This is a genomic window from Peptoclostridium litorale DSM 5388, from assembly GCF_900141635.1.
GTDB classification, from domain to species: domain Bacteria; phylum Bacillota; class Clostridia; order Peptostreptococcales; family Peptostreptococcaceae; genus Peptoclostridium; species Peptoclostridium litorale.
This window is the reverse complement of sequence record NZ_FSRH01000015.1, coordinates 49510-67961: the sequence shown is the minus strand read 5'-3', so window position 1 is coordinate 67961 and position 18452 is coordinate 49510. Positions and strand designations below refer to the sequence as shown.

Sequence of the window (18452 nt, the reverse complement as noted above, 5' to 3'; positions counted from 1 at the left end):
GATCCCACCTATTTGAATAGATTTTTCCTGCTCTTTCTCTTTGAAATGGTGAATATGACAATAAAAATCACGCAAAACACCGATATTACCACTATCAAAATGTCATTTATAATGGATATGCGGTTTGATATCGAAGCCTCTGGCCTGGACCTGTCCCCGGGCTTAATGTATTTTATATGGGTTCCGTCTTTTTTCATGACATTTGTCCCTGTGCACGTTATCCAGTCCTGCCCGTCTTCTGTGAAGCAGTCCTCATATCCGGCCCCCTGGCCTTTTTCAATGTCCAAAACTATCCCCGCGCCTTTCGTTCTTATGCTTATGCCTGCGCAGCTCACCCAGTGTTCCTCTTTTTTCATGTCGTAAAATGCCGCGCCCCTGCGCTTTAGCCCCTCCACAACGCCCTCGAGGTATGCGGTTTCCAGATATGGGTGGAAAAATACGCCCTTCATGCTCCCCCTCACCACGTCCACATTGTCGTAGTTTTCGAATATCTCATCCAGTGCAAAAGGGTTTTCGGGGTCAACATATCCGAGGTTTTCGGGAAGCAGCTTGTTCACCCGGCCCGTGTCGTATATCCTGTAGGGGTATTTGGTGGTCCCGAACCTTATGTCGTTTTCCTGGACCTGCCCCACATATGTCGAAAAGTACTTCTTTATCTCCCTGTATCCCCTTATGTCCATTGCGTAGTGGGGCGATTCAAATCCAAGCGGGTATATCCCGTTTCTTATGCAGCTTGAAAGCCCTGCGCTCACCTTGTCAAACACATATGCTTCCATGTCCTCATCAAGGGGCGCATCCTCTATCCCGTTCCAAAACTCGAACCCCTCTCCGCTTGTCTCCCTCTCAAAGCCCTGGTGGGTGTATCCGTGTAGCACGACGCTGCCGCCCCTGTCCTGCATGTACCTTATGGCGTCTGCAAACTCCGGCATGTCGTCCATTGTAACCATGTTTCCCGAGCCCGGGTCCACATACGCGGGTATAAGGGCTATCATGAAGGGTATGTCCCTTTCGTAGAGGTAGTCGGCCGCGGCCTTGAGGTTTTTTACGCTCCTTTTGGGATGGACGTCTTCAATCCTTATGTACACCTGGCTCTGTTCAAAATCCGTCTCGCCCAGTATGTCGTGCAGAATGTCCGCCACTATGTAAAAGAGTATTCCCTCGTTTTCAAACCTGGCTATGTGCCAGAAATCGCCCTCTTTCACGGCAAACGGCACCTTTGCGCCCCCGTCGTCCAAATACGCGTACACAGCCGACTCCTCGGAAGGCTCAACCACTGTAAACTCCCTTCCAGGGCCTATTGCAAACCCTTTTGCCCCTTTGGCAGTCCCTTTTTCACCCATGCCGCTTCCATATATCACCTGCACAAAATCCGTACTCACTCCGGAGTAGTCAATGCCCACGTCGCCGCCTCTTAAAAATCCCCCAACGCCCTTTCCAAGCCATACGACAGCCGTCTTTGTGTTCTTCAAATCTGCAATAACGGATTCATCGCTCACTCCGCCTTCAATCCCCAGTACGAATATGTAGTCGTACCCGCTGCACATTCCCGGCTCATACTCCTCCTGTGGTGTGCTTTGGGCTTTTATTTTGAAATGCGCCAAAAGCCCCTTGAGGGATTCGACCATGTCGCTGCTGTATCCGTAGTAGAACCTGGAGTCGTATACTATGAGTACGCTTTTTTTCTCCTCCGGTCCAATGCCTTCATATGCAAAAACAGAGCTTTGGATCGCCATAGAAAAGATCACAACCAGTACGGCAATCCTCTTATACATCGAACTCCAGCTCCCTTTCTACAAGCTCCTTGAACTCAAAGGGACTCTCTATAAAGCCCGTGTACGGAAGCATTCCTATTTTTACATCTATGTTGTACTTTTCATCTTTCGATGAGTTTTTAAGGGCTATTTCCCTAAACTCCTTCCTCATCCTGTCCATTACCACCTTGGCTCCCTCGACCCCCGTGTTCGGCATAACTATGCCGAACATGTCGTTTGAAAGCTTGTACGCCCCGTCTTCGTTTCTGACTGACCTTTTGACCGAGTCGCCTATCTCCTTTAATATTCCATTTACCTTTTCAATCCCTATGAGCGATACGAGCTCGCTGTAGTACTGCATTTGTATCACCATTACAGAAAGTTCGCCCTTGTGCCTTCTGGCTCTGCTCATCTCCTTGTCCAAATCCGTATAGAAGCTCTTTGTGTTGTCAAGCCCCGTCACCTTGTCTATTGTCACGAAGTTTTTAAGCTGCGCCTCGAGGTTCTTGTTCCTCTCCTGTATGTGGCTCATGTTTTCGGAAAACCTTCCGGCCATGAACGCTCCAAGCGGAAAGGCCACGAGCATGACGTATGTATCAAGCTTGGCGTCGACATTGGATACTACATCCGCATAAAGTGCGTAGCTTCCGTACCCGAACACTGTTATGGCGCTTGCTATTAGCCCCGGTATTATCCCGTTGAAATATGATATCACTATGAGAAAAAACATGACCAGCATGAAAAAATAGTGGCTGAAGCCCTTGTCCCCTATTTCAAATATGACAAATGAAATCACCATGAAAATCTCCATTATAAGGAGCAAAAAATATACGTCCAGATTCCTTCTGTATTTGTTCATAAATTACCTCATTTCACCGTATTAATGTCTAAAATCCAAGCAGAGCCTGAAGGTTGTCAAAAGAAAACACCTCAAGAGTACTCTCGTCGCCAAATGCCCCGTATATCCTGCTGCCCTCGTATTTCACCTGGAGAGATATCATCCTCTCCACGGCCATTCTGTGAAGGCCATAGTCCCCCGCATTTTTGGCTATTCTCGCAATTATGGCGTATACCGCTGTTGACTCGTAGCTGCCAGGCTCAGCTGTCCCGTCAGTTTTGTATCTAGAGTACACCGGGCCATCCTCCAGAGTGTTTTTGAGCCAGTCAAGGCTTATTTCCCTTTGCATCCCCAGCTCGCCAAGGTGAAGCACCACAAGCAGCGAATCTATCATGTTTACGCTCTCGTTTTCATCGTATGATTCCTCTTTCAAGTCGTATGCTTTCCTGTAAAACGGGAAATCATCGCCCAGGTAGCCCCCGTCTATTATCTCAATGCCCTTTCCAGCTGCCGCCTTCCATCCCTTGTCCCCGAAGCCCTCCATGATGCTCATTGTGAGCAGGTCTATGTATGAAAGGTCTATTTCATGTCCCCTGTAATTCGAGTCCTCGTCGTAGTGGTTCACAAGGGAGCCCTTATATGTTGTATTCTTCAAAATGCCCGTTCCTATCTTGTCTGCGGCGAGCATGTACTTTTCGTCCCCCCACATGTCGTATGCGTAGAGCATTGCCCTTACCACCCTTAGGTCGTCTATGCTGGCGGATGTGTTCTCAAGCGGTCTTCCGTCTCCGTCGACCCTCCACCTCAGCGTCCCAGAAGACATTAAAAGCCTGTTTGCCACGAAGGCGTAATGCCTGTCGAACATCTCCTTGTCTGCCCTGTTTGCATAGTATATCATTATTAGGCCCTCCGATTCGCAGAGCATCTCGTGGCCGGTCGCCACGTCCCCCCCGCCCGGAGAGTCAATGTAGTTTGTGTGTATTCCTCCTGTATTAGATGTGAGCCTGTTTTCAACGAACTCCATGCACAGCCTCTCTCTCTCCGCATACATTCCGCTGCTTCTGTCCTTTATGTATCCATCCGGGATGTCTATTTCAGAAACGTCAAGTCCCGTATTGCATGCCGACGTAAGAGCTGCCGCAAAAAACAAAGCCATAAAGGCCCAAAACCTCTTCATACGCACCTCCCGGCCCTCTTTTCTACATTTTTTGCTAAAGGCCTCTTTGTTTTATTATATCAAATCGGCAGTTGCCCCAAAAGTTCGTTTTAAAAAATAAATTTCCAAACACTGCCTGAAAATGCCATATATGTTCTATTTTGAAATTTATACCCCCGTCAGGCAATTTTTCCCACAAAATTTCACTGGGCGCCTGCTCATGGATATTCATTTTCGGACATGCAAATAATGTCGGGTTTTAGCAACTTAAATGCCACGCATCCAATATTATATAGTATAATTTTTCAAAAGACGCATTTTGTAGAAAAAGAGCGTAAATTGTAAAAAGGTGTGGTGTTTAATGGAAAGCAATAAATGTCCAGGCGGGCCCAATCCCCGGGTTTTCACTGCAGGCCGGCTGAAAATGCTGTGCGCTGTTTTAGTATTTTTGACCGCCGCCTCCCCCATAGCGGGCTTTGCCGACGAATATTATGAATATGACCTCATGCGGGTTGCTCCGCTGAGCCCCGAATTCGAAGACTACATTGAAAGGGCCCAGGAAAACAGCTTCTCCTCCCCCTCTGGCACAAGCGCCTCAAACACGAGGGTCCCATCTCCAGTGAAGGTCTTTGGAAGCTACAATGGGCTTGAGTCCGCAGTGGAGCTTCCAGAATATTTCGACCTTAGGGACCAGGGCCGGCTTCCCAAGGTAAAGGACCAGGGGAGCCTCAGCGCCTGCTGGGCGTTCGGGAACACCGCGGCCCTGGAGTCCGCGCTCATGCCTTACGAGGAAAACGACTTTTCGGAGAACAACCTTGTAAACAGCCACGGTTTTGAATGGGACAGAAACGACGGCGGAAACGCAGGGATGGCAGCGGCATACTACCTCAGGTGGGAAGGCCCCGTGCACGAGGACGAAGACCCCTACACGGATTCGAGACTTGCCTCGTCTTCATATGGCATAGGCGAGAAAAAGCACGTCCAGTCGGTATACTTCATACCCGACGGGGAGATTGACCTGATAAAGAGGATGGTTATGGAATATGGCGCCGTGAGCACCGGGGTGCTTGGCGCAAGCTCCAAAAGGGGGAGGGCGTACTACAACGAAATCACAAGCTCATTTTACTGCCCCGATGATGGAGAGACCGAGGACCACGAGGTCAACATAGTGGGCTGGGACGACAGCTTCCCAAGTGACAACTTCAAAACAAGCCCGGTCGGCGACGGGGCGTATATATGCAGAAACAGCTGGGGCGATAACTGGGGAGATGGGGGCTACTTCTACGTGTCGTACCACGACGCCACTATAGCAAGGGACAACGCTGTATACTCGTCAGTAGAAGGCCCCGGCAACTACGACTCCATATACCAGCATGACGAGTACGGGGCCACAAGGACACTTGGATACGGGCTGTACGGCAACTGGTTCGCAAATGTGTTCGACTCCCACGAAGACCAGCAGGTCATGGCGGCGGGTTTTTACACTATGGGCATGAACTCAGAGTATGAGATATACGCCGTATCGGACTACTCGGGCGAGGATGACCTAAGTAAAATGAACAAGGTCGGCGAGGGCTTTCTCGAGATGCCCGGCTACCACACTGTGGACATCGAGTATCCGGTGTATGTGAAGGCAGGCAAGCGGTTTGCAATAGCCGTCAAGATATCGACTCCGGGCGACGAATGCCCAATAGCTATAGAGGAGAATCTGCCCGGCTATTTGAACGCAGCATCTTCAAACCATGGTGAGAGCTACACCAGCGCCAACGGATACCGCTGGTACGATTTGGCCAAAAAGCGCTATGGCTCTAGCGTCTGCCTCAAGGTGTATGCCGACTATGCCAAAATGCCTGCCGGTGATGAAGAGTCCAGCAGGCCTTCCCAGAGCATAAAGGTACTGGAACCGGCGTCTGGCGTGGACAGGCTGAAGGACTGGACTGTAAGCTTCAGCGACGAGATAGGTCTGGATAGCCTTATAAATATAAGGGTTTTTGAAAAGAATACGGGGCTCGATCAGGGCGTTGCCATTGAGCTTTCAGACGGCGGCAAAAGCGCCCTAATAGTCCACCCGCCCGGCGGATATGCAGCCGGAGCATCATATGAAATCCGTGTTGGAGGAGACGTTTATTCAGCCGGCGGAAATCAGCTTAAAGAACCAGTGAGCATGGAGTTCACCGTGTCGGACTACTAGAAATACAATCAGTAAACACAGCCTTACAAATAAAAGGAAAGCATCAGCAAAATGATATCTTGCTGATGCTTTCCTTTTATCCCCATAGGGTAAAAAATCTCTATGCCTCTGCTTACCCCGGCAATGGCCATAATCACAAAAACCTCGTTTCGGCGGCGATGAGGCCCAAAAAGCCGCCAAGCGCCATGTCCATCATTCTCCGTAACCTTTAGGATTGTTCCTCTGCCAGTTCCAAGAATCCCTGCACATCTTCATTATGTCATGCTCGGCCTTCCAACCAAGCTCCCTTTCCGCCTTTGAAACGTCAGCGTAGCATATTGCCACGTCACCCGGCCTTCTTCCAGCTATCTCATACGGTATGTCCACGCCCGTCTCGCTCTCAAAAGCCCTTACAAGCTCCAAAACACTGCACCCTTTCCCCGTGCCGAGGTTGTACGTTCCGACTCCGCACTCTCCCGCTATCCTATCGAGCGCCCTCACGTGGCCCCTGGCAAGGTCTACAACGTGTATATAGTCCCTCACTCCTGTCCCGTCCGGAGTCGGATAGTCGTCTCCAAACACTAAAAGCTTCTCGAGCTTGCCTACAGCCACCTGGGTTATGTAGGGCATGAGGTTGCTTGGTATTCCGCTTGGGTCCTCGCCCATGCGTCCGCTTTCGTGCGCCCCTATGGGGTTGAAGTAGCGAAGAAGAGCTATGGACCATTCGCCGTCCGAAGCGTATACGTCCCTTAAAATCTCCTCTATTACAAGCTTGCTCCTTCCGTATGGATTCGACGCGCTCGTCGGGAAGTCCTCGCAAAGAGGCATGACCTTAGAGTCCCCGTACACTGTTGCCGAAGAGCTAAACACAATGCTCTTTACCCCAAACTCATTCATGACCTCGCAAAGCGCCACAGTCCCGCCTATGTTGTTTTCATAGTACATAAGGGGCTCCCTCACGGACTCCCCTACCGCCTTCAGCCCCGCGAAGTGGACGACCGCATCCATTTTCTCCCCTGCGAAAACATTTCTTAGGGCCTCCCTGTCCCTTATGTCAGCCCTGTAAAAGGAAAAGTCACTTCCTGAAATTTCCCTTATCCTTTCAAGGGCCTCCTTCTTGCTGTTTGAAAAATTGTCGACGATTACTACATCGTGTCCCGCGCTTAAAAGCTCTACGCAGGTGTGGCTCCCTATGTATCCCGCTCCCCCCGTGACAAGTATCCTCATATTCCCCCTCCAAACGTCTCACATCACATAATTAGACTACTGGCATCATTTTTGCAATCAGCCTTTCTTGAAAAAACCAACCATTTCGGCGCCTATGCGCCTTCTCCCCCTGCGGCCTGCAAGTGCAAATACGGCCATTGACATCAAAATCCCAGCGCCCGCCCCGGCGCTGTCTATTAGCACATCCCTAAGCCCCGGCCCCCTTCCGGCCACAAACATCTGGTGAAGCTCGTCAGATCCGGCATATGCCACGCACAGCAGAACCGCAAAAGCCGACGCCCCTATTACATTCATACCACTTTTTCTAAATGCGTAAGCCGACAAAATCCCAAGAAACATATAAGAAAAGAAATGGGCGTTCTTCCTTATAATATGGTTGCTTACCTCTAGCTCTGCGCCGGGCGCGACCTTCTCCACGGCCTGCGCCACCACCTCGGTCACCCCCTTGCTGAGTTCGTCCGACTGCTGCGCCGGCTGTGAAGACAGGGTGAATATGAACGCCATCCAAGCAATAACAATCCCCCATGCGGCCATTGCCGCTGATTTTCTTTTTATTCTCACCATTTAATACAAATCCCCTTTGGCCCTCTGTTTTTCAATACGTTTCCACCTCATGTAGCATACTACAATTTGTTTAAACCCATTATAGCATACAATGCGCCTGATTTTTGAAGCTGGGCCATACGGATTTTAAAAGGTATCTACAATTAGGTTTACACTCGATTTTTCATTTTATAAATTTATTTTTTCGACTATACTCGAAAAAAATATTGATGACGCTTATTTTTCCGAGTATAATTTTTACAAAGAGGTGATTTCATGAAAAACCGCGATTTATATTTAACGCAACTCATAAACTTTAGAGATAAGCCTTTAATCAAAGTTATTACAGGCATTAGACGCTGTGGAAAATCGACGCTTCTATCCTTATTTGAAAAGCATTTGCTTGAAAGTGGAGTATCAAAAAACCACATCATCCGGATGAACTTTGAATCATTTGAGTTTGATGAGATTTCAAATTACAAAGAACTACATGCATATATCAAAGGTAAATTGGTTAGCGACATCGATAAGCACTATATTCTGCTCGATGAAGTACAGCAAGTAGAGTCTTGGGAAAAGGTCATAAATTCCTTTCTTGTTGACGCCAATGCGGATATTTATATCACAGGATCCAATGCCTATTTGTTATCATCAGAACTATCCACTCTGCTATCAGGTCGATATGTTGAAATCAAAATGCAGCCTTTATCATTTAAAGAATATATTGACTTTACTGAGTCTGACGGACAAGACAAACTTCAAGAGAAATTCAATAAATATCTGGAGTTTGGCGGACTCCCCACTGTTGTCGAACTTCTCGATCATCCTGAAACAATAGGTCCATTTTTAGAGGGTATATACAATACGGTTTTGATGAAAGATGTAATAGAACGCAACAATATCCGGGATGCGACACTTCTCGAAAGCATTCTTCGTTTCATTGCGGCTAATGTAGGAAGCATCGTATCCACCAAGAAAATCAGCGATTATCTGACTAGCAGCGGTCGGAAAACAACAAGCGACACCATTGACAACTATCTCAAAATGCTCGAGAACGCCTTTATAATATACAAAGCCAATAGGTATGACCTTAAAGGGAAGATGTTCCTAAAGACTCTTGAAAAATACTACATTGTAGATATGGGTCTTAGAAACCGCCTGACAGGGCTTCGCAACACAGACTACGGCCATGTTCTTGAGAACATTGTCTACCTGGAGTTACTTCGACGCGGATATGAAGTCTCCATCGGAAAAGTAGGCTCTTTGGAAATAGATTTCGTGGCCACAAAATCCAATGAAAAAATATACTATCAGGTTTCTGCTACTATAATCGATGAAAAAACAAGAGAACGTGAATTACGACCTCTTCAATCAATCTCCGATAATTATCCAAAATTTATTCTCACCATGGACAAAACTGTCTTTAATGACTATTCCGGCATCAAAGTCCTCAATATAATGGATTTTCTGCTCGAGCATCCCTAACCCCTAATCCGTTTTTTTCGTTCTCAAAAAAAGAGGGCAATGACCAGCAACTATCTCAACTTGCCAGCCACGACCCTCTTTTTCACTTGCCAAAAATGACTCCGCAACATCATTTTCTCAATATCCCCACGTTTGTCATACGCGACCCTGTTGAAAACTCCTAAAAAACTAAGTACGCCTGTGTCCGTCCCCGAGCAGATCATTCACGGTCTTGACCGGATTGAATGTGGAAAGGGGAACTTCAACAAACAAGGTATTCCAATTATGCATTGCGCCATTCCAAAGCCCCGGATGCTCGAGCGCCTTAAGTTTCCTTCCCTTGTATGTCTTTTCACTTATAAAGTACCTTTCCCCGTTGGAATAATCCGGCAGATTGAACTTTTCGCCCCTGTAGTCTTTTACAAAGCACACCAGATCGACAGGATTAAAAAATTGTGATGAACCTAAAATCCCGGCGCTTACTTCATCATTCAAATCAATTTCCGATTTTTCACATATCTGCAGGTCATAATAATCTTCGTTGTCGACTACAAACGGCCCGCCGCCCGGATCTCCCTGGTTCTCGACCATTCCACATACCCTTAAAGGCCTGTTGAGGAGTGACAGCGCCCTGTCTTTTGTCAGTTCATCCTTGCAGACTATATTCAATATCTCCTTCATAAACACATTTATTTCATTCAGGTCATAATCACCGGACAATATGCCCAGAATACGCCTGTCAATTTGTTTTTTCACCTCAAGTCCAACAGATGCCAGCCTTCTTTTCGAATAAATGGTGTCTTCCACACAACTCCTGTGGCAGACATTGTCAATATTTTTAATGAAGACAATGTCTGCATCCAAATCATTCAGGTTCTCTATCAGCGCACCATGTCCGCCCGCCCTGTATAGTGCGTCTCCGTCTTCAAGGAGGAAGGGACTGTTATCCATGTCAACTGCCAATGTATCAGTTTGCTTCTTTTGAAAAGAATATGTAATATTGACGTGCCCCTTATCCTGCAATGCCTTGTCGACATATCTGCTGAACAGTTCCTCATGGTCTTTTGATATGGTGAAATGCAAATTCACGCAGTCTCTATTCAGATAGCGCTCTCCTTCATAAATATGCTCGTCAATAGGGGTCGTTGAAAAATCCCCATATGAATGCATCTTTATAAGGGCCTTAGGCAGATTCCCGTAATTCAATTTACCGTTCAATATAATGTCAATAATTTCAGTCCGCCAATCCATCTGATTTTTGTCCATTCCCCCAGTATCAACGAATTCCTTTATATCCTCATAAAACGCAAGCTGCTCAATATTGTCAAAGAATCTCTCAATGGAATCCATTTGCGTATTGTCGTGCAAGTATTCATACAAATCTTTGAACATCCTGGTTGCAGCGCCGCTAGCCGGAATAAATTTAACACATTTTTTGCTCAGGTACTCATCGCTGACCCCGTTGACATTGGTTAATTCATTTGCGGTAACGGCTGACACAATATTTACATACTGCGTACCTTTTTTAAACTTTTCAATAAACTTATCCACGTTAATCCCCTTTCACAGCTATAACACAAATCACACCCTATATGCCCAGTCATTTGCTTTCATTATATATTTTACCATATGTTTAATTTCCACACCTTTTATTGGGTAAAATAATCCAATAGGTCCACTCTATTCCATATACATTTTCCCAAAACAAGAGGTGATGACATGGCTACAGTATTAAAAAGCTTTTCCATAATGGGAGTCGACGGCTATCCCGTCGACATAGAGACCGACATAATACCGGGCATGCCGGGGGTAACGATAGTAGGCATGGGGGACACGGCAATACGCGAAGCAAAGGAGAGACTCCAAACCGCGATTGTCAACGCCAAATACGAGTTTCCAAACCGAAAAATCGTAATAAACCTCGCTCCCAGCGACATGAAAAAAAGCGGGTCGAATTTCGACTTGGCAATGGCAGTGGGACTTTTGAAAAGGGCCGGCCAGATAAACATTCCCGGCGGAAAAGGCCTTGAAAAGTTCGCATTCATAGGCGAGCTTTCCCTCACTTCCCAGCTCAGGCCGTGCAGCGGTGTCCTTCCCATGGCCATTGCGGCAAAAAACAGCGGCATTGAAAAACTCATAGTCCCCGTACAAAACTTCAACGAGGCATCTCTAGTAAAGGGTATCACCGTAATAGGGCTTCGCTCCCTAAATGAAGTGGTTGACTTTCTTCATGGAAAAAGCACGGACACCGAAAACACCAGTCAAAACGAAAAATCCAGTCCGCAAACCGTCCAAGACGACTTCAACGAAGTCAGGGGACAGGACTCTCTTATAAAATACATACAAATAGCCGCGGCGGGCGGGCACAACATGCTCATGACAGGAGCTCCTGGATGCGGCAAATCCATGATAGCAAAGAGAATCCCCACTATAATGCCCGGCATGGCCGAGGAAGAGGCCCTTGAAGTCACAAAGATATATTCCGTAGCAGGCCTTTTGAAGGAAAGGGGAAGGCTCATAACAAGCAGGCCATTCAGGTCGCCCCACCACAACGCATCCACAAACTCGCTCATAGGCGGCGGCAATGACGCAAAGCCCGGTGAAATATCACTTGCACACAACGGGGTACTGTTTCTCGATGAGATAGCCGAATTCAGTAAAAACACGCTCAATTCCCTGAGGCAGCCCATGGAGGACAAAATCGTAACAATATCCAGAGTGAGATACACCCACAGATACCCATGCAATTTCATGCTTGTAGCTGCAATGAACCCGTGTCCCTGCGGCTACTACGGGTCTGAAAGGTGCAAATGCACAGATTATGAAATACTAAAATACAGGCAGAAGCTCTCGGGCCCCATAATGGACAGGATAGACATACAAAAATACGTAAACCAGGTCAACTTCTTGAACCTTTCGAGCTATTCTCCCGGAACAAGTTCAGCCCAGCTCAAACAGCAGGTTGAATTCGCAAGGGACATGCAGAAAAAAAGATACGCGGATTTCAGCGGAATCAACTGCAATGCGCAAATGACGCCTAGTCTCATAAAGGAGCACTGCTCGCTTGACAGTGAATCCGTGAAAATACTCGAAAAAGCGTACGACAAATACAAATACAGTGCAAGGACATACTACAAGTTTTTGAAAATCGCAAGGACATTCGCCGACTTTGAAGGCTGCGAAAATATAAGGAAAAAAGACGTCGTAAACGCACTGATGTCCAGAGATCTTGAAAAGGAAGAGTACGGGATGGTGGTGGTATAGGCTTGGACAAAAATGAATATATGGTGTGGCTCACACTGTTAAAGGGCGTAGGCCCGGTCACTCAAAGGCATATGCTTCAAAAAATGTGCTCATCGCTTAACATATACAATGCATCAGCAGGCGAGCTTGAACATGTATGCGGCCTTTCCAAAAAGGCTGCTGAGCTTGTATGTGCCGGTTCGAAAGCCCAAAACGCCCTTGATCCGGCAAAAAGAATACTCCATCGCTGCAGTGAATCCGGAGTGCGCATTTTGACATTCGAAAACCCGCTTTATCCTTTTGAAGCGGCAGCTTCAACCAAAATGCCCATACTCCTTTACTACAGGGGGACTCTAATTCCAAACAGCATGGGGATAGCAATCGTAGGATCGAGAAGATGCAGCGATTATGCGAAAGACGTTGCATGCGAGGCCGCATCATTTCTGGCTCAAAACAACATTCCCGTAATAAGCGGGCTGGCCAAGGGTATAGACGGATACGCCCACACTGCCTGCCTCAATTCGGGAGGCTACACTCTCGCTTTTCTGGCAGGCGGACCGGACATTTGCTATCCCACAGAACACGAGCCCCTGTACAGAGCCATAATTGAAAACGGAGCCGTACTATCCGAACATCCGCCTGGCACAAAACCGTTTTACAGGCAGTTCGCCAGAAGGAACTTTCTCATGAGTTCCTGGTCACGAAAGGTTTTCGTTGTCCAGGCCGGCCAAAAGAGCGGCGCGCTAATAACCGCCGAGTACGCCTTCAAATCAAAAAAAGAGGTCCTTTCGCTTCCCGACAGGATATACGAAAAAAGCAGCGCGGGAAGCAACAGTCTGCTTCTCCTCGGCGCCAAAGTCTACCTGAACAAAAAACAGCTCATAGAGGGAGTTTACGCCTTCCAAAACCGACCCGCTGCAAATTACGAATCTTCCAGAGCCGAAACACAGGCTGGGGATCAGAGCGCAGTAGAGTCGGAAATACTGAACGTAATTTCAAAATCCGCATACAGCTCCGACAAGATATCGATAATGCTCTCAGGCAAATATACGGTATCCGAAATAGAAGAGACCCTTTTCAACCTGGAAATGTGTGACAAAGTCAGTCTGCGCGCAGGGCTCTGGCATGTGAAACCAAAATAAAGCTTCAAAAAAGCAGGTGCATAAGCACCTGCTTCACATGTTCCGCATATACCGTTTTTCAAACAATATTGTTTCTAGCCAGTAAGTTATTCTACCCATATGCCATGCCGTTTAAGTCCAAAGTTCGCGCCAGTATCCTATTCCTGTTTCACTGCAAAATTTCCTCTTCCAGGCTGCCTATCAGCTTTTCGAACACGTCAATATAAGAATTTCTTATGTGGTTGAAAATCTCCATTGCACATTCTTCATCGTAAGTATGCGATGTCCTGTTTCTATCCTGGAGCATTTCAAGCCAAACCTGCCCGTCTCCTATCAATCCCTCTTTGAAAGACTCCTTTATTGCCCTTCTGGGGCTTGTAGCTTCCATATTGCCGTTATATTCCAAATATGCCTTCATAAGCTTCCATGAAAGCTCATATGTAAATTCAAACCTCTGGATTGTAGCATCTATGACAATATCATCCTCAATTGGATCCCTATTTGCACTTTCCTTCAGCTTGTTAAAAGCCCTCTTCAAATCGTCCAGCTTGTACTTGAGCTTGTTTATATTCAACAAAAACCCTCCCTCCTCATCCGACAAAAATATGATTTCACCCTCAGAGTCCACATATCCTTTCAGCTTTTCATTGGAAATCTTGTCGTAGTCTATAATGTCCATTGTGTAGATTATGTTCCTTCTCTCAATATCCTCCATTATGCTGTATATCTTTTCGGGACTCTTCTTGAACTTTATTGCAATATCTATGTCCGAAGTCTGCTTAAAATCCCCCCTTGCTCTAGACCCAAACAAAATAGCCTCTTCCACAATCTCTGAATAATTTTTTAAAACATCTATTATCTCATAAAAATTTTTCTTGCTTATTCCGTATCGGGTTTCCATGTGATCAATCCCTTTCATAGTAAAAGACCAAGCCAATCCAGCCTGTCATAATTACAAAAAGCACCGTTTGGCTTTATTCTACAATACCAAAAAGTGCTTCTTCATTCAATATCTCTATTCACCCCATGTAAGTTATGTTGTTGCGCTCCAGTATGTTCATGACTGCACTGGCAGTAACGCCTATGCCGCTTCCAATCTGATGATATGAGTACCCGTGCTCCTTGGCCCTGAGTATATAGTCTATCTTAAATCTGGTTAGACTTCGCTTTCTTGAGCCGCCTTTTATCATCTGCGCCACCTTTTCACATCCGCAAACCTCAAGCAGTATACTCTCAAGCGGCGGCGCTTTGAATACTGGTATTTGGGCGATATTCTCCTTGAACTGCTCATCCCCGATTGCCTCTGCCTTGCCAATCTCCTCTGAGGACATTTCATCTATGCCGTCCATAAGCTCAATGTATTTTCTTATGGCGGCAATCCTATCAGGCGAAAGCATGTCGAGGGCGAATTCTATGTCCACGATGTTTTTCATGTTTCTCCTGTAGAAGACGTCGCTACTCCACTTGTAATCTGCGACCTTGCTACACATATGCGCCCTCACCGGATTGTAGTGTATATATCTGATAAGCCCCAGCAGATACGACTTGTCCTGCACAAGAATCCCCTTGTAGCGGTTTTCGAACACATGGCCGCTCCTTTTGGATTTGTAGTTGTAGTATTTGCTGTAGCGGTTGTTTATCCTGTGCATCAGGGTGCTTAAGGCGCAGTCAACAGTCTGAACAATCAGGTGGTAGTGGTTGTCCATGAGCACATATGCAAAGATGTTGAAGTTCATAACGTCCTTGATATCCCTGATTATCTTTATCAGGTACCCCTTGTGCATAGAATCCTCGAATATGTACTCCCTGTTGTTGCCCCTTTGAATCACATGGTAGATAGCCCCATTATATTCTATCCTTGGTTTTCTCGCCATGATACTCCACCCCCTGAGGCTATTGTACCCGTATTCCCTTCCAATTAACTTCCATTTGCACTTGGGAAAAAGGCCTGCCTTCAAACCGTCCTCGACAGATGCCTGGCTCCTATTCTTTTCTTTTATCCGCCTATAACACTTATAACCCCAGTGCTAAGACCCATAACCGCAACAGCGGCAATGGCATTACCAGCCAGTATCGCCGGGAAAGCCCATTTGAAGCGCATATCTAAAAATGCGGCTATCAAAGCGCCGGTCCATATGCCAGTTCCTGGAAGCGGCACCGCTACAAAGAGCACCAGTCCAAGCGCCCCGTATTTTTGAATCTTTCCGCTTTTTGCAAGAGACCTGCTTACAAGCCTTTGCACAACATTGCTAAAAGGCTTTTTCCTCCTAAGTAGCGTGAACATAGGCCTTATCCCGAAAAGTAGCGCCGGCACAGGAAGCATGCTTCCTACAAAGCTTATCACTGCCGCATTGACCGGGGAAAGTCCAAGCGATATTCCTATTGGTATTGCACCTCTTAGCTCTATTATGGGAAGAGCCGCAGCCAAAAGAACTGCAAGCTCTATAGTTAAAAAGTTTAGGACCTCCCTCAAAAATGAGTCCATCTATTTTTGCTCCTTTATGTATATACTATTTGTTTTCTTTTTCTATAACATTTGTCAGATACCTTGAAAACTCGTCTCTCTATTATTTTAATTTTATCTAAAATATAACGGCGAAAAACTTACTGCACTAACTGCTCTTTAGAATAAGTTGTTAACTTGGTGCCTGGCTCCTATTCTTTTGAGGTACCCCTTGTGCATCGAATCCTCGAATATGTACTCCCTGTTGTTACCCCTTTGAATCACATGGTAGATAGCCCCATTATATTCTATCCTTGGTTTTCTCGCCATGATACCCCACCCCCTGAGGCTATTGTACCCGTATTCCCTTCCAATTAACTCACATTTTCAGTCTATCTATTTCCAGCTTTTCTAACTATTTCAAATAGGTTTTTATTAAGATATATTCTTTCTCTTCCTATTTTCTCGGACACTAAAAAACCTTCTTCCTCTAACTCAGATAAATACTTGGATGCTGTCTTTCTTGACACACCAATCCCATCTTCAATGTACGAAATCTTAGTGTAAAATTCATAAAACAATAGGTCAACTAATTCTCTTGAATATATTTTCGGAAGATTGCTTCTAATTTCTTCAGCTGTATTTTCTAATAGTTTATTTATTTCTTTTACTAAAATTAACGTCTCATTTGCCGTTTCTTCTATTCCTTGAAGTATAAACAATACCCATTCTTCCCATTTTCCCTTAACTGTTACATCTTGAAGTAATCTATAATAAGCAGATTTATTTCTAATAATAAACTTACTTAGGTATAAAATTGGACTGTCTAACAATTCTTTTAAGACTAAATATAAAACATTAATTATCCTTCCTGCTCTCCCGTTCCCATCGTAGAAAGGATGTATGGATTCAAATTGGTAGTGGATTATAGCAAGTTTTACAAGGGGATCAATATTATCATGGTCGTTATTTATGTACTGTTCCAAATTAGTCAAAAGACATAGTATCTCTTGTTCTCCACTAGGCGGTGTATATACAATTTCACCAGTAGCTTCATTTTTGAGTACTGTGCCTGGCAATTTCCTAATACCAGCTCGATTAGATTCAATACGCCCTTGTATCTCTATAATCATGTTAGTTGATAAAAATTCTTTTTCTTTTATTAAATTATATCCATGCCAAATAGCAGTTCTATAGTTAACAACTTCCTTAGCAGCAGGAGACTGGTAATTTTCTCCACTCATTACTTTAAATAATTCATCATGAGTAGTTACAATATTTTCTATTTCCGAACTATCTTTAGCTTCATTAATTGTTATGGCATTTATTAAGATATTCTTATTCGGTATCATGTCTGCATAGCCCTTAAGTTCAGCCAAAGCTCTGTGTGATCTGGTCAATTGTTTCAATACAGGTTTTGTTTCAAGTTCAACATTAGGTGGTAACTTTTGCAAAGCATCATTCATTATTTCACAACTCCTATTTTTTCTTATATGTATATTATATAGGTAGTTGCTTCCGTCCACAATGAAATACGGGTAATTTTTTCGATTTTTTACCCACATTTTCATGATAAGGGTAATTGCTTCCTATATTGCTGCTCTATGTTAAATTTGTACCTGATAAAGCTTCGTTGCCTGGCTACTATTCTTCACCAACCCAGCTCGAATACCCGGCAGTAAGCCGTCAAAACAGAGAATCCTCTGACTCAGATTCTCCATATTACCATCCATCAACAGATTTCATCGAACAGAATAAGTTGTTAAGTTGGTGCCTGGCTCCTATTCTTTTCAAACACAGATGTTGAAAATATAGAAGCGTTGGACGCTTTGTTGCCGTGGTCAAAATTAATACCAGATGAAATTAGGCTTGAATCTGACAATAATAAAAAAAAATAATAAATAGTAGAAAAATATTCACCATCCTTGCGAAATTTGATATTGATACGCTTGGATGGTGTTTTTGTTTATCTTACTATATTTTTCAGTGCTTTGGTATGTGTGCTGGAGTTTACGCTTACATCTAAATTTGCTAATCGTGACCTTCTTTTTTATTATCCAAATAACCATCAACCCAACCAAGACTCCTACATTGTCCACGAACACATCCCGCACTTCACCGCTCCTGCCGGGTATGTGCGTTTGATAGTACTCATCCAGCATTGAAAACAGCGTGGCCATAATGTATGCAAGAAAATAGCGCCTATGTCCATTCACGCCTGACGCCTTAAGCGCCAAGGATATCAATACTGCCAGCACACAGTAGTTGAACATGTGGGCATTCTTTCTAACATAAAAATGAAGCTTGCTATTTTCTATAAGTTCCACGTGAATGCTTTTCTCGACCGTTTCTATTACTGGCTCTACCTTTTCAAGCACCATGCTGCTCTTTCTATCCGAAACAACAGCGGTGTCGCTTGAAAAAGATAGAATCAGGAGCATCCAAAGGAGGACAGCTCCCCAATATAAAATCATTTTTTTACTCTTCAATAACATC

At 45.2% G+C, this 18452-nt stretch carries 16 protein-coding genes; 4 read left to right on the top strand and 12 right to left on the bottom strand.

All coding sequences use genetic code 11. From position 1 onward, the window contains the following. Positions 1 to 8 precede the first annotated feature (8 nt). From BUQ87_RS12810 to BUQ87_RS12800, 3 genes are read right to left on the bottom strand one after another with little or no spacing between them, the layout of a single operon-like run. A complete protein-coding gene (locus BUQ87_RS12810) occupies positions 9 to 1772 on the bottom strand; it encodes a polysaccharide deacetylase family protein (RefSeq protein ID WP_038266502.1) in 1764 nt (587 codons plus the stop codon). Then, a complete protein-coding gene (locus tag BUQ87_RS12805) occupies positions 1765 to 2610 on the bottom strand; it encodes a GGDEF domain-containing protein (protein WP_052636206.1) in 846 nt (281 codons plus the stop codon). The genes BUQ87_RS12810 and BUQ87_RS12805 overlap by 8 nt, the downstream gene beginning before the upstream one ends. A gap of 28 nt (positions 2611 to 2638) precedes the next feature. Beyond that, positions 2639 to 3766: a hypothetical protein gene (locus tag BUQ87_RS12800; RefSeq protein ID WP_038266504.1), complete on the bottom strand. Its 1128-nt coding sequence runs from the start codon at positions 3764 to 3766 to the stop codon at positions 2639 to 2641. A 340-nt stretch (positions 3767 to 4106) separates the two neighbouring features. Between BUQ87_RS12800 and BUQ87_RS12795 the strand changes: the two genes are divergently transcribed. Beyond that, positions 4107 to 5936 carry a lectin like domain-containing protein gene (locus BUQ87_RS12795; RefSeq protein ID WP_052636208.1) on the top strand — a complete coding sequence of 610 codons (1830 nt, stop codon included), beginning with the start codon at positions 4107 to 4109 and terminating at the stop codon, positions 5934 to 5936. 192 nt (positions 5937 to 6128) lie between these two features. On the opposite strand, the gene galE is transcribed toward BUQ87_RS12795, so the two are convergent. Then, on the bottom strand, positions 6129 to 7142 hold the full coding sequence (gene galE / locus BUQ87_RS12790; RefSeq protein WP_038266507.1) for a UDP-glucose 4-epimerase GalE: 1014 nt from the start codon (positions 7140 to 7142) through the stop codon (positions 6129 to 6131). Positions 7143 to 7199: 57 nt separating this feature from the next. Beyond that, positions 7200 to 7706 carry a VanZ family protein gene (locus BUQ87_RS12785; RefSeq protein WP_074210116.1) on the bottom strand — a complete coding sequence of 169 codons (507 nt, stop codon included), beginning with the start codon at positions 7704 to 7706 and terminating at the stop codon, positions 7200 to 7202. 255 nt (positions 7707 to 7961) lie between these two features. On the opposite strand from BUQ87_RS12785, the gene BUQ87_RS12780 reads away from it, so the two are divergent. After that, complete coding sequence (locus tag BUQ87_RS12780; protein WP_038266509.1) at positions 7962 to 9170, top strand: ATP-binding protein; 1209 nt, start codon at positions 7962 to 7964, stop codon at positions 9168 to 9170. Positions 9171 to 9338: 168 nt separating this feature from the next. On the opposite strand, the gene BUQ87_RS12775 is transcribed toward BUQ87_RS12780, so the two are convergent. After that, a complete protein-coding gene (locus tag BUQ87_RS12775) occupies positions 9339 to 10700 on the bottom strand; it encodes a DUF4301 family protein (RefSeq protein WP_052636210.1) in 1362 nt (453 codons plus the stop codon). Between the two features lie 168 nt (positions 10701 to 10868). Between BUQ87_RS12775 and BUQ87_RS12770 the strand changes: the two genes are divergently transcribed. After that, positions 10869 to 12413, top strand: a complete 1545-nt coding sequence (locus BUQ87_RS12770) for a YifB family Mg chelatase-like AAA ATPase (RefSeq protein ID WP_038266511.1) — start codon at positions 10869 to 10871, stop codon at positions 12411 to 12413. A 2-nt stretch (positions 12414 to 12415) separates the two neighbouring features. Then, entirely contained in the window at positions 12416 to 13534 is a 1119-nt protein-coding gene (dprA, locus tag BUQ87_RS12765; protein WP_052636212.1) for a DNA-processing protein DprA, read from the top strand. Positions 13535 to 13682: 148 nt separating this feature from the next. Here dprA and BUQ87_RS12760 read toward each other — a convergent pair whose 3' ends face one another. From BUQ87_RS12760 to BUQ87_RS12740, 6 genes are all read right to left on the bottom strand, one after another. Beyond that, positions 13683 to 14432, bottom strand: coding sequence for an HI0074 family nucleotidyltransferase substrate-binding subunit (locus BUQ87_RS12760; RefSeq protein ID WP_242943843.1), 750 nt, complete (start codon positions 14430 to 14432; stop codon positions 13683 to 13685). A 100-nt stretch (positions 14433 to 14532) separates the two neighbouring features. Then, on the bottom strand, positions 14533 to 15387 hold the full coding sequence (locus BUQ87_RS12755) for an REP-associated tyrosine transposase (RefSeq protein ID WP_052636214.1): 855 nt from the start codon (positions 15385 to 15387) through the stop codon (positions 14533 to 14535). 122 nt (positions 15388 to 15509) lie between these two features. Then, the gene (locus BUQ87_RS12750; RefSeq protein WP_038266516.1) at positions 15510 to 15998 is read right to left on the bottom strand and encodes a COG2426 family protein; all 489 of its coding nucleotides are present in this window, start codon (positions 15996 to 15998) and stop codon (positions 15510 to 15512) included. Between the two features lie 138 nt (positions 15999 to 16136). Further along, positions 16137 to 16286, bottom strand: coding sequence for a hypothetical protein (locus tag BUQ87_RS15445; RefSeq protein WP_200774470.1), 150 nt, complete (start codon positions 16284 to 16286; stop codon positions 16137 to 16139). A 62-nt stretch (positions 16287 to 16348) separates the two neighbouring features. Next, positions 16349 to 17482 carry a Fic family protein gene (locus tag BUQ87_RS12745; protein WP_242943842.1) on the bottom strand — a complete coding sequence of 378 codons (1134 nt, stop codon included), beginning with the start codon at positions 17480 to 17482 and terminating at the stop codon, positions 16349 to 16351. 390 nt (positions 17483 to 17872) lie between these two features. After that, the gene (locus BUQ87_RS12740; RefSeq protein ID WP_159434335.1) at positions 17873 to 18445 is read right to left on the bottom strand and encodes a VanZ family protein; all 573 of its coding nucleotides are present in this window, start codon (positions 18443 to 18445) and stop codon (positions 17873 to 17875) included. Between the last annotated feature and the right edge of the window lie 7 nt (positions 18446 to 18452).

Coding starts and splice junctions, on each gene's coding strand:
- BUQ87_RS12750 (WP_038266516.1), bottom strand. CDS start 15,998: ATGGACTCATTTTTGAGGGAGGTCCTAAACTTTTTAACTATAGAGCTT.
- BUQ87_RS12780 (WP_038266509.1), top strand. CDS start 7,962: ATGAAAAACCGCGATTTATATTTAACGCAACTCATAAACTTTAGAGAT.
- BUQ87_RS15445 (WP_200774470.1), bottom strand. CDS start 16,286: ATGGCGAGAAAACCAAGGATAGAATATAATGGGGCTATCTACCATGTG.
- BUQ87_RS12800 (WP_038266504.1), bottom strand. CDS start 3,766: ATGAAGAGGTTTTGGGCCTTTATGGCTTTGTTTTTTGCGGCAGCTCTT.
- BUQ87_RS12805 (WP_052636206.1), bottom strand. CDS start 2,610: ATGAACAAATACAGAAGGAATCTGGACGTATATTTTTTGCTCCTTATA.
- BUQ87_RS12760 (WP_242943843.1), bottom strand. CDS start 14,432: ATGAAAGGGATTGATCACATGGAAACCCGATACGGAATAAGCAAGAAA.
- BUQ87_RS12770 (WP_038266511.1), top strand. CDS start 10,869: ATGGCTACAGTATTAAAAAGCTTTTCCATAATGGGAGTCGACGGCTAT.
- BUQ87_RS12795 (WP_052636208.1), top strand. CDS start 4,107: ATGGAAAGCAATAAATGTCCAGGCGGGCCCAATCCCCGGGTTTTCACT.
- galE (WP_038266507.1), bottom strand. CDS start 7,142: ATGAGGATACTTGTCACGGGGGGAGCGGGATACATAGGGAGCCACACC.
- BUQ87_RS12810 (WP_038266502.1), bottom strand. CDS start 1,772: ATGTATAAGAGGATTGCCGTACTGGTTGTGATCTTTTCTATGGCGATC.
- BUQ87_RS12755 (WP_052636214.1), bottom strand. CDS start 15,387: ATGGCGAGAAAACCAAGGATAGAATATAATGGGGCTATCTACCATGTG.
- BUQ87_RS12785 (WP_074210116.1), bottom strand. CDS start 7,706: ATGGTGAGAATAAAAAGAAAATCAGCGGCAATGGCCGCATGGGGGATT.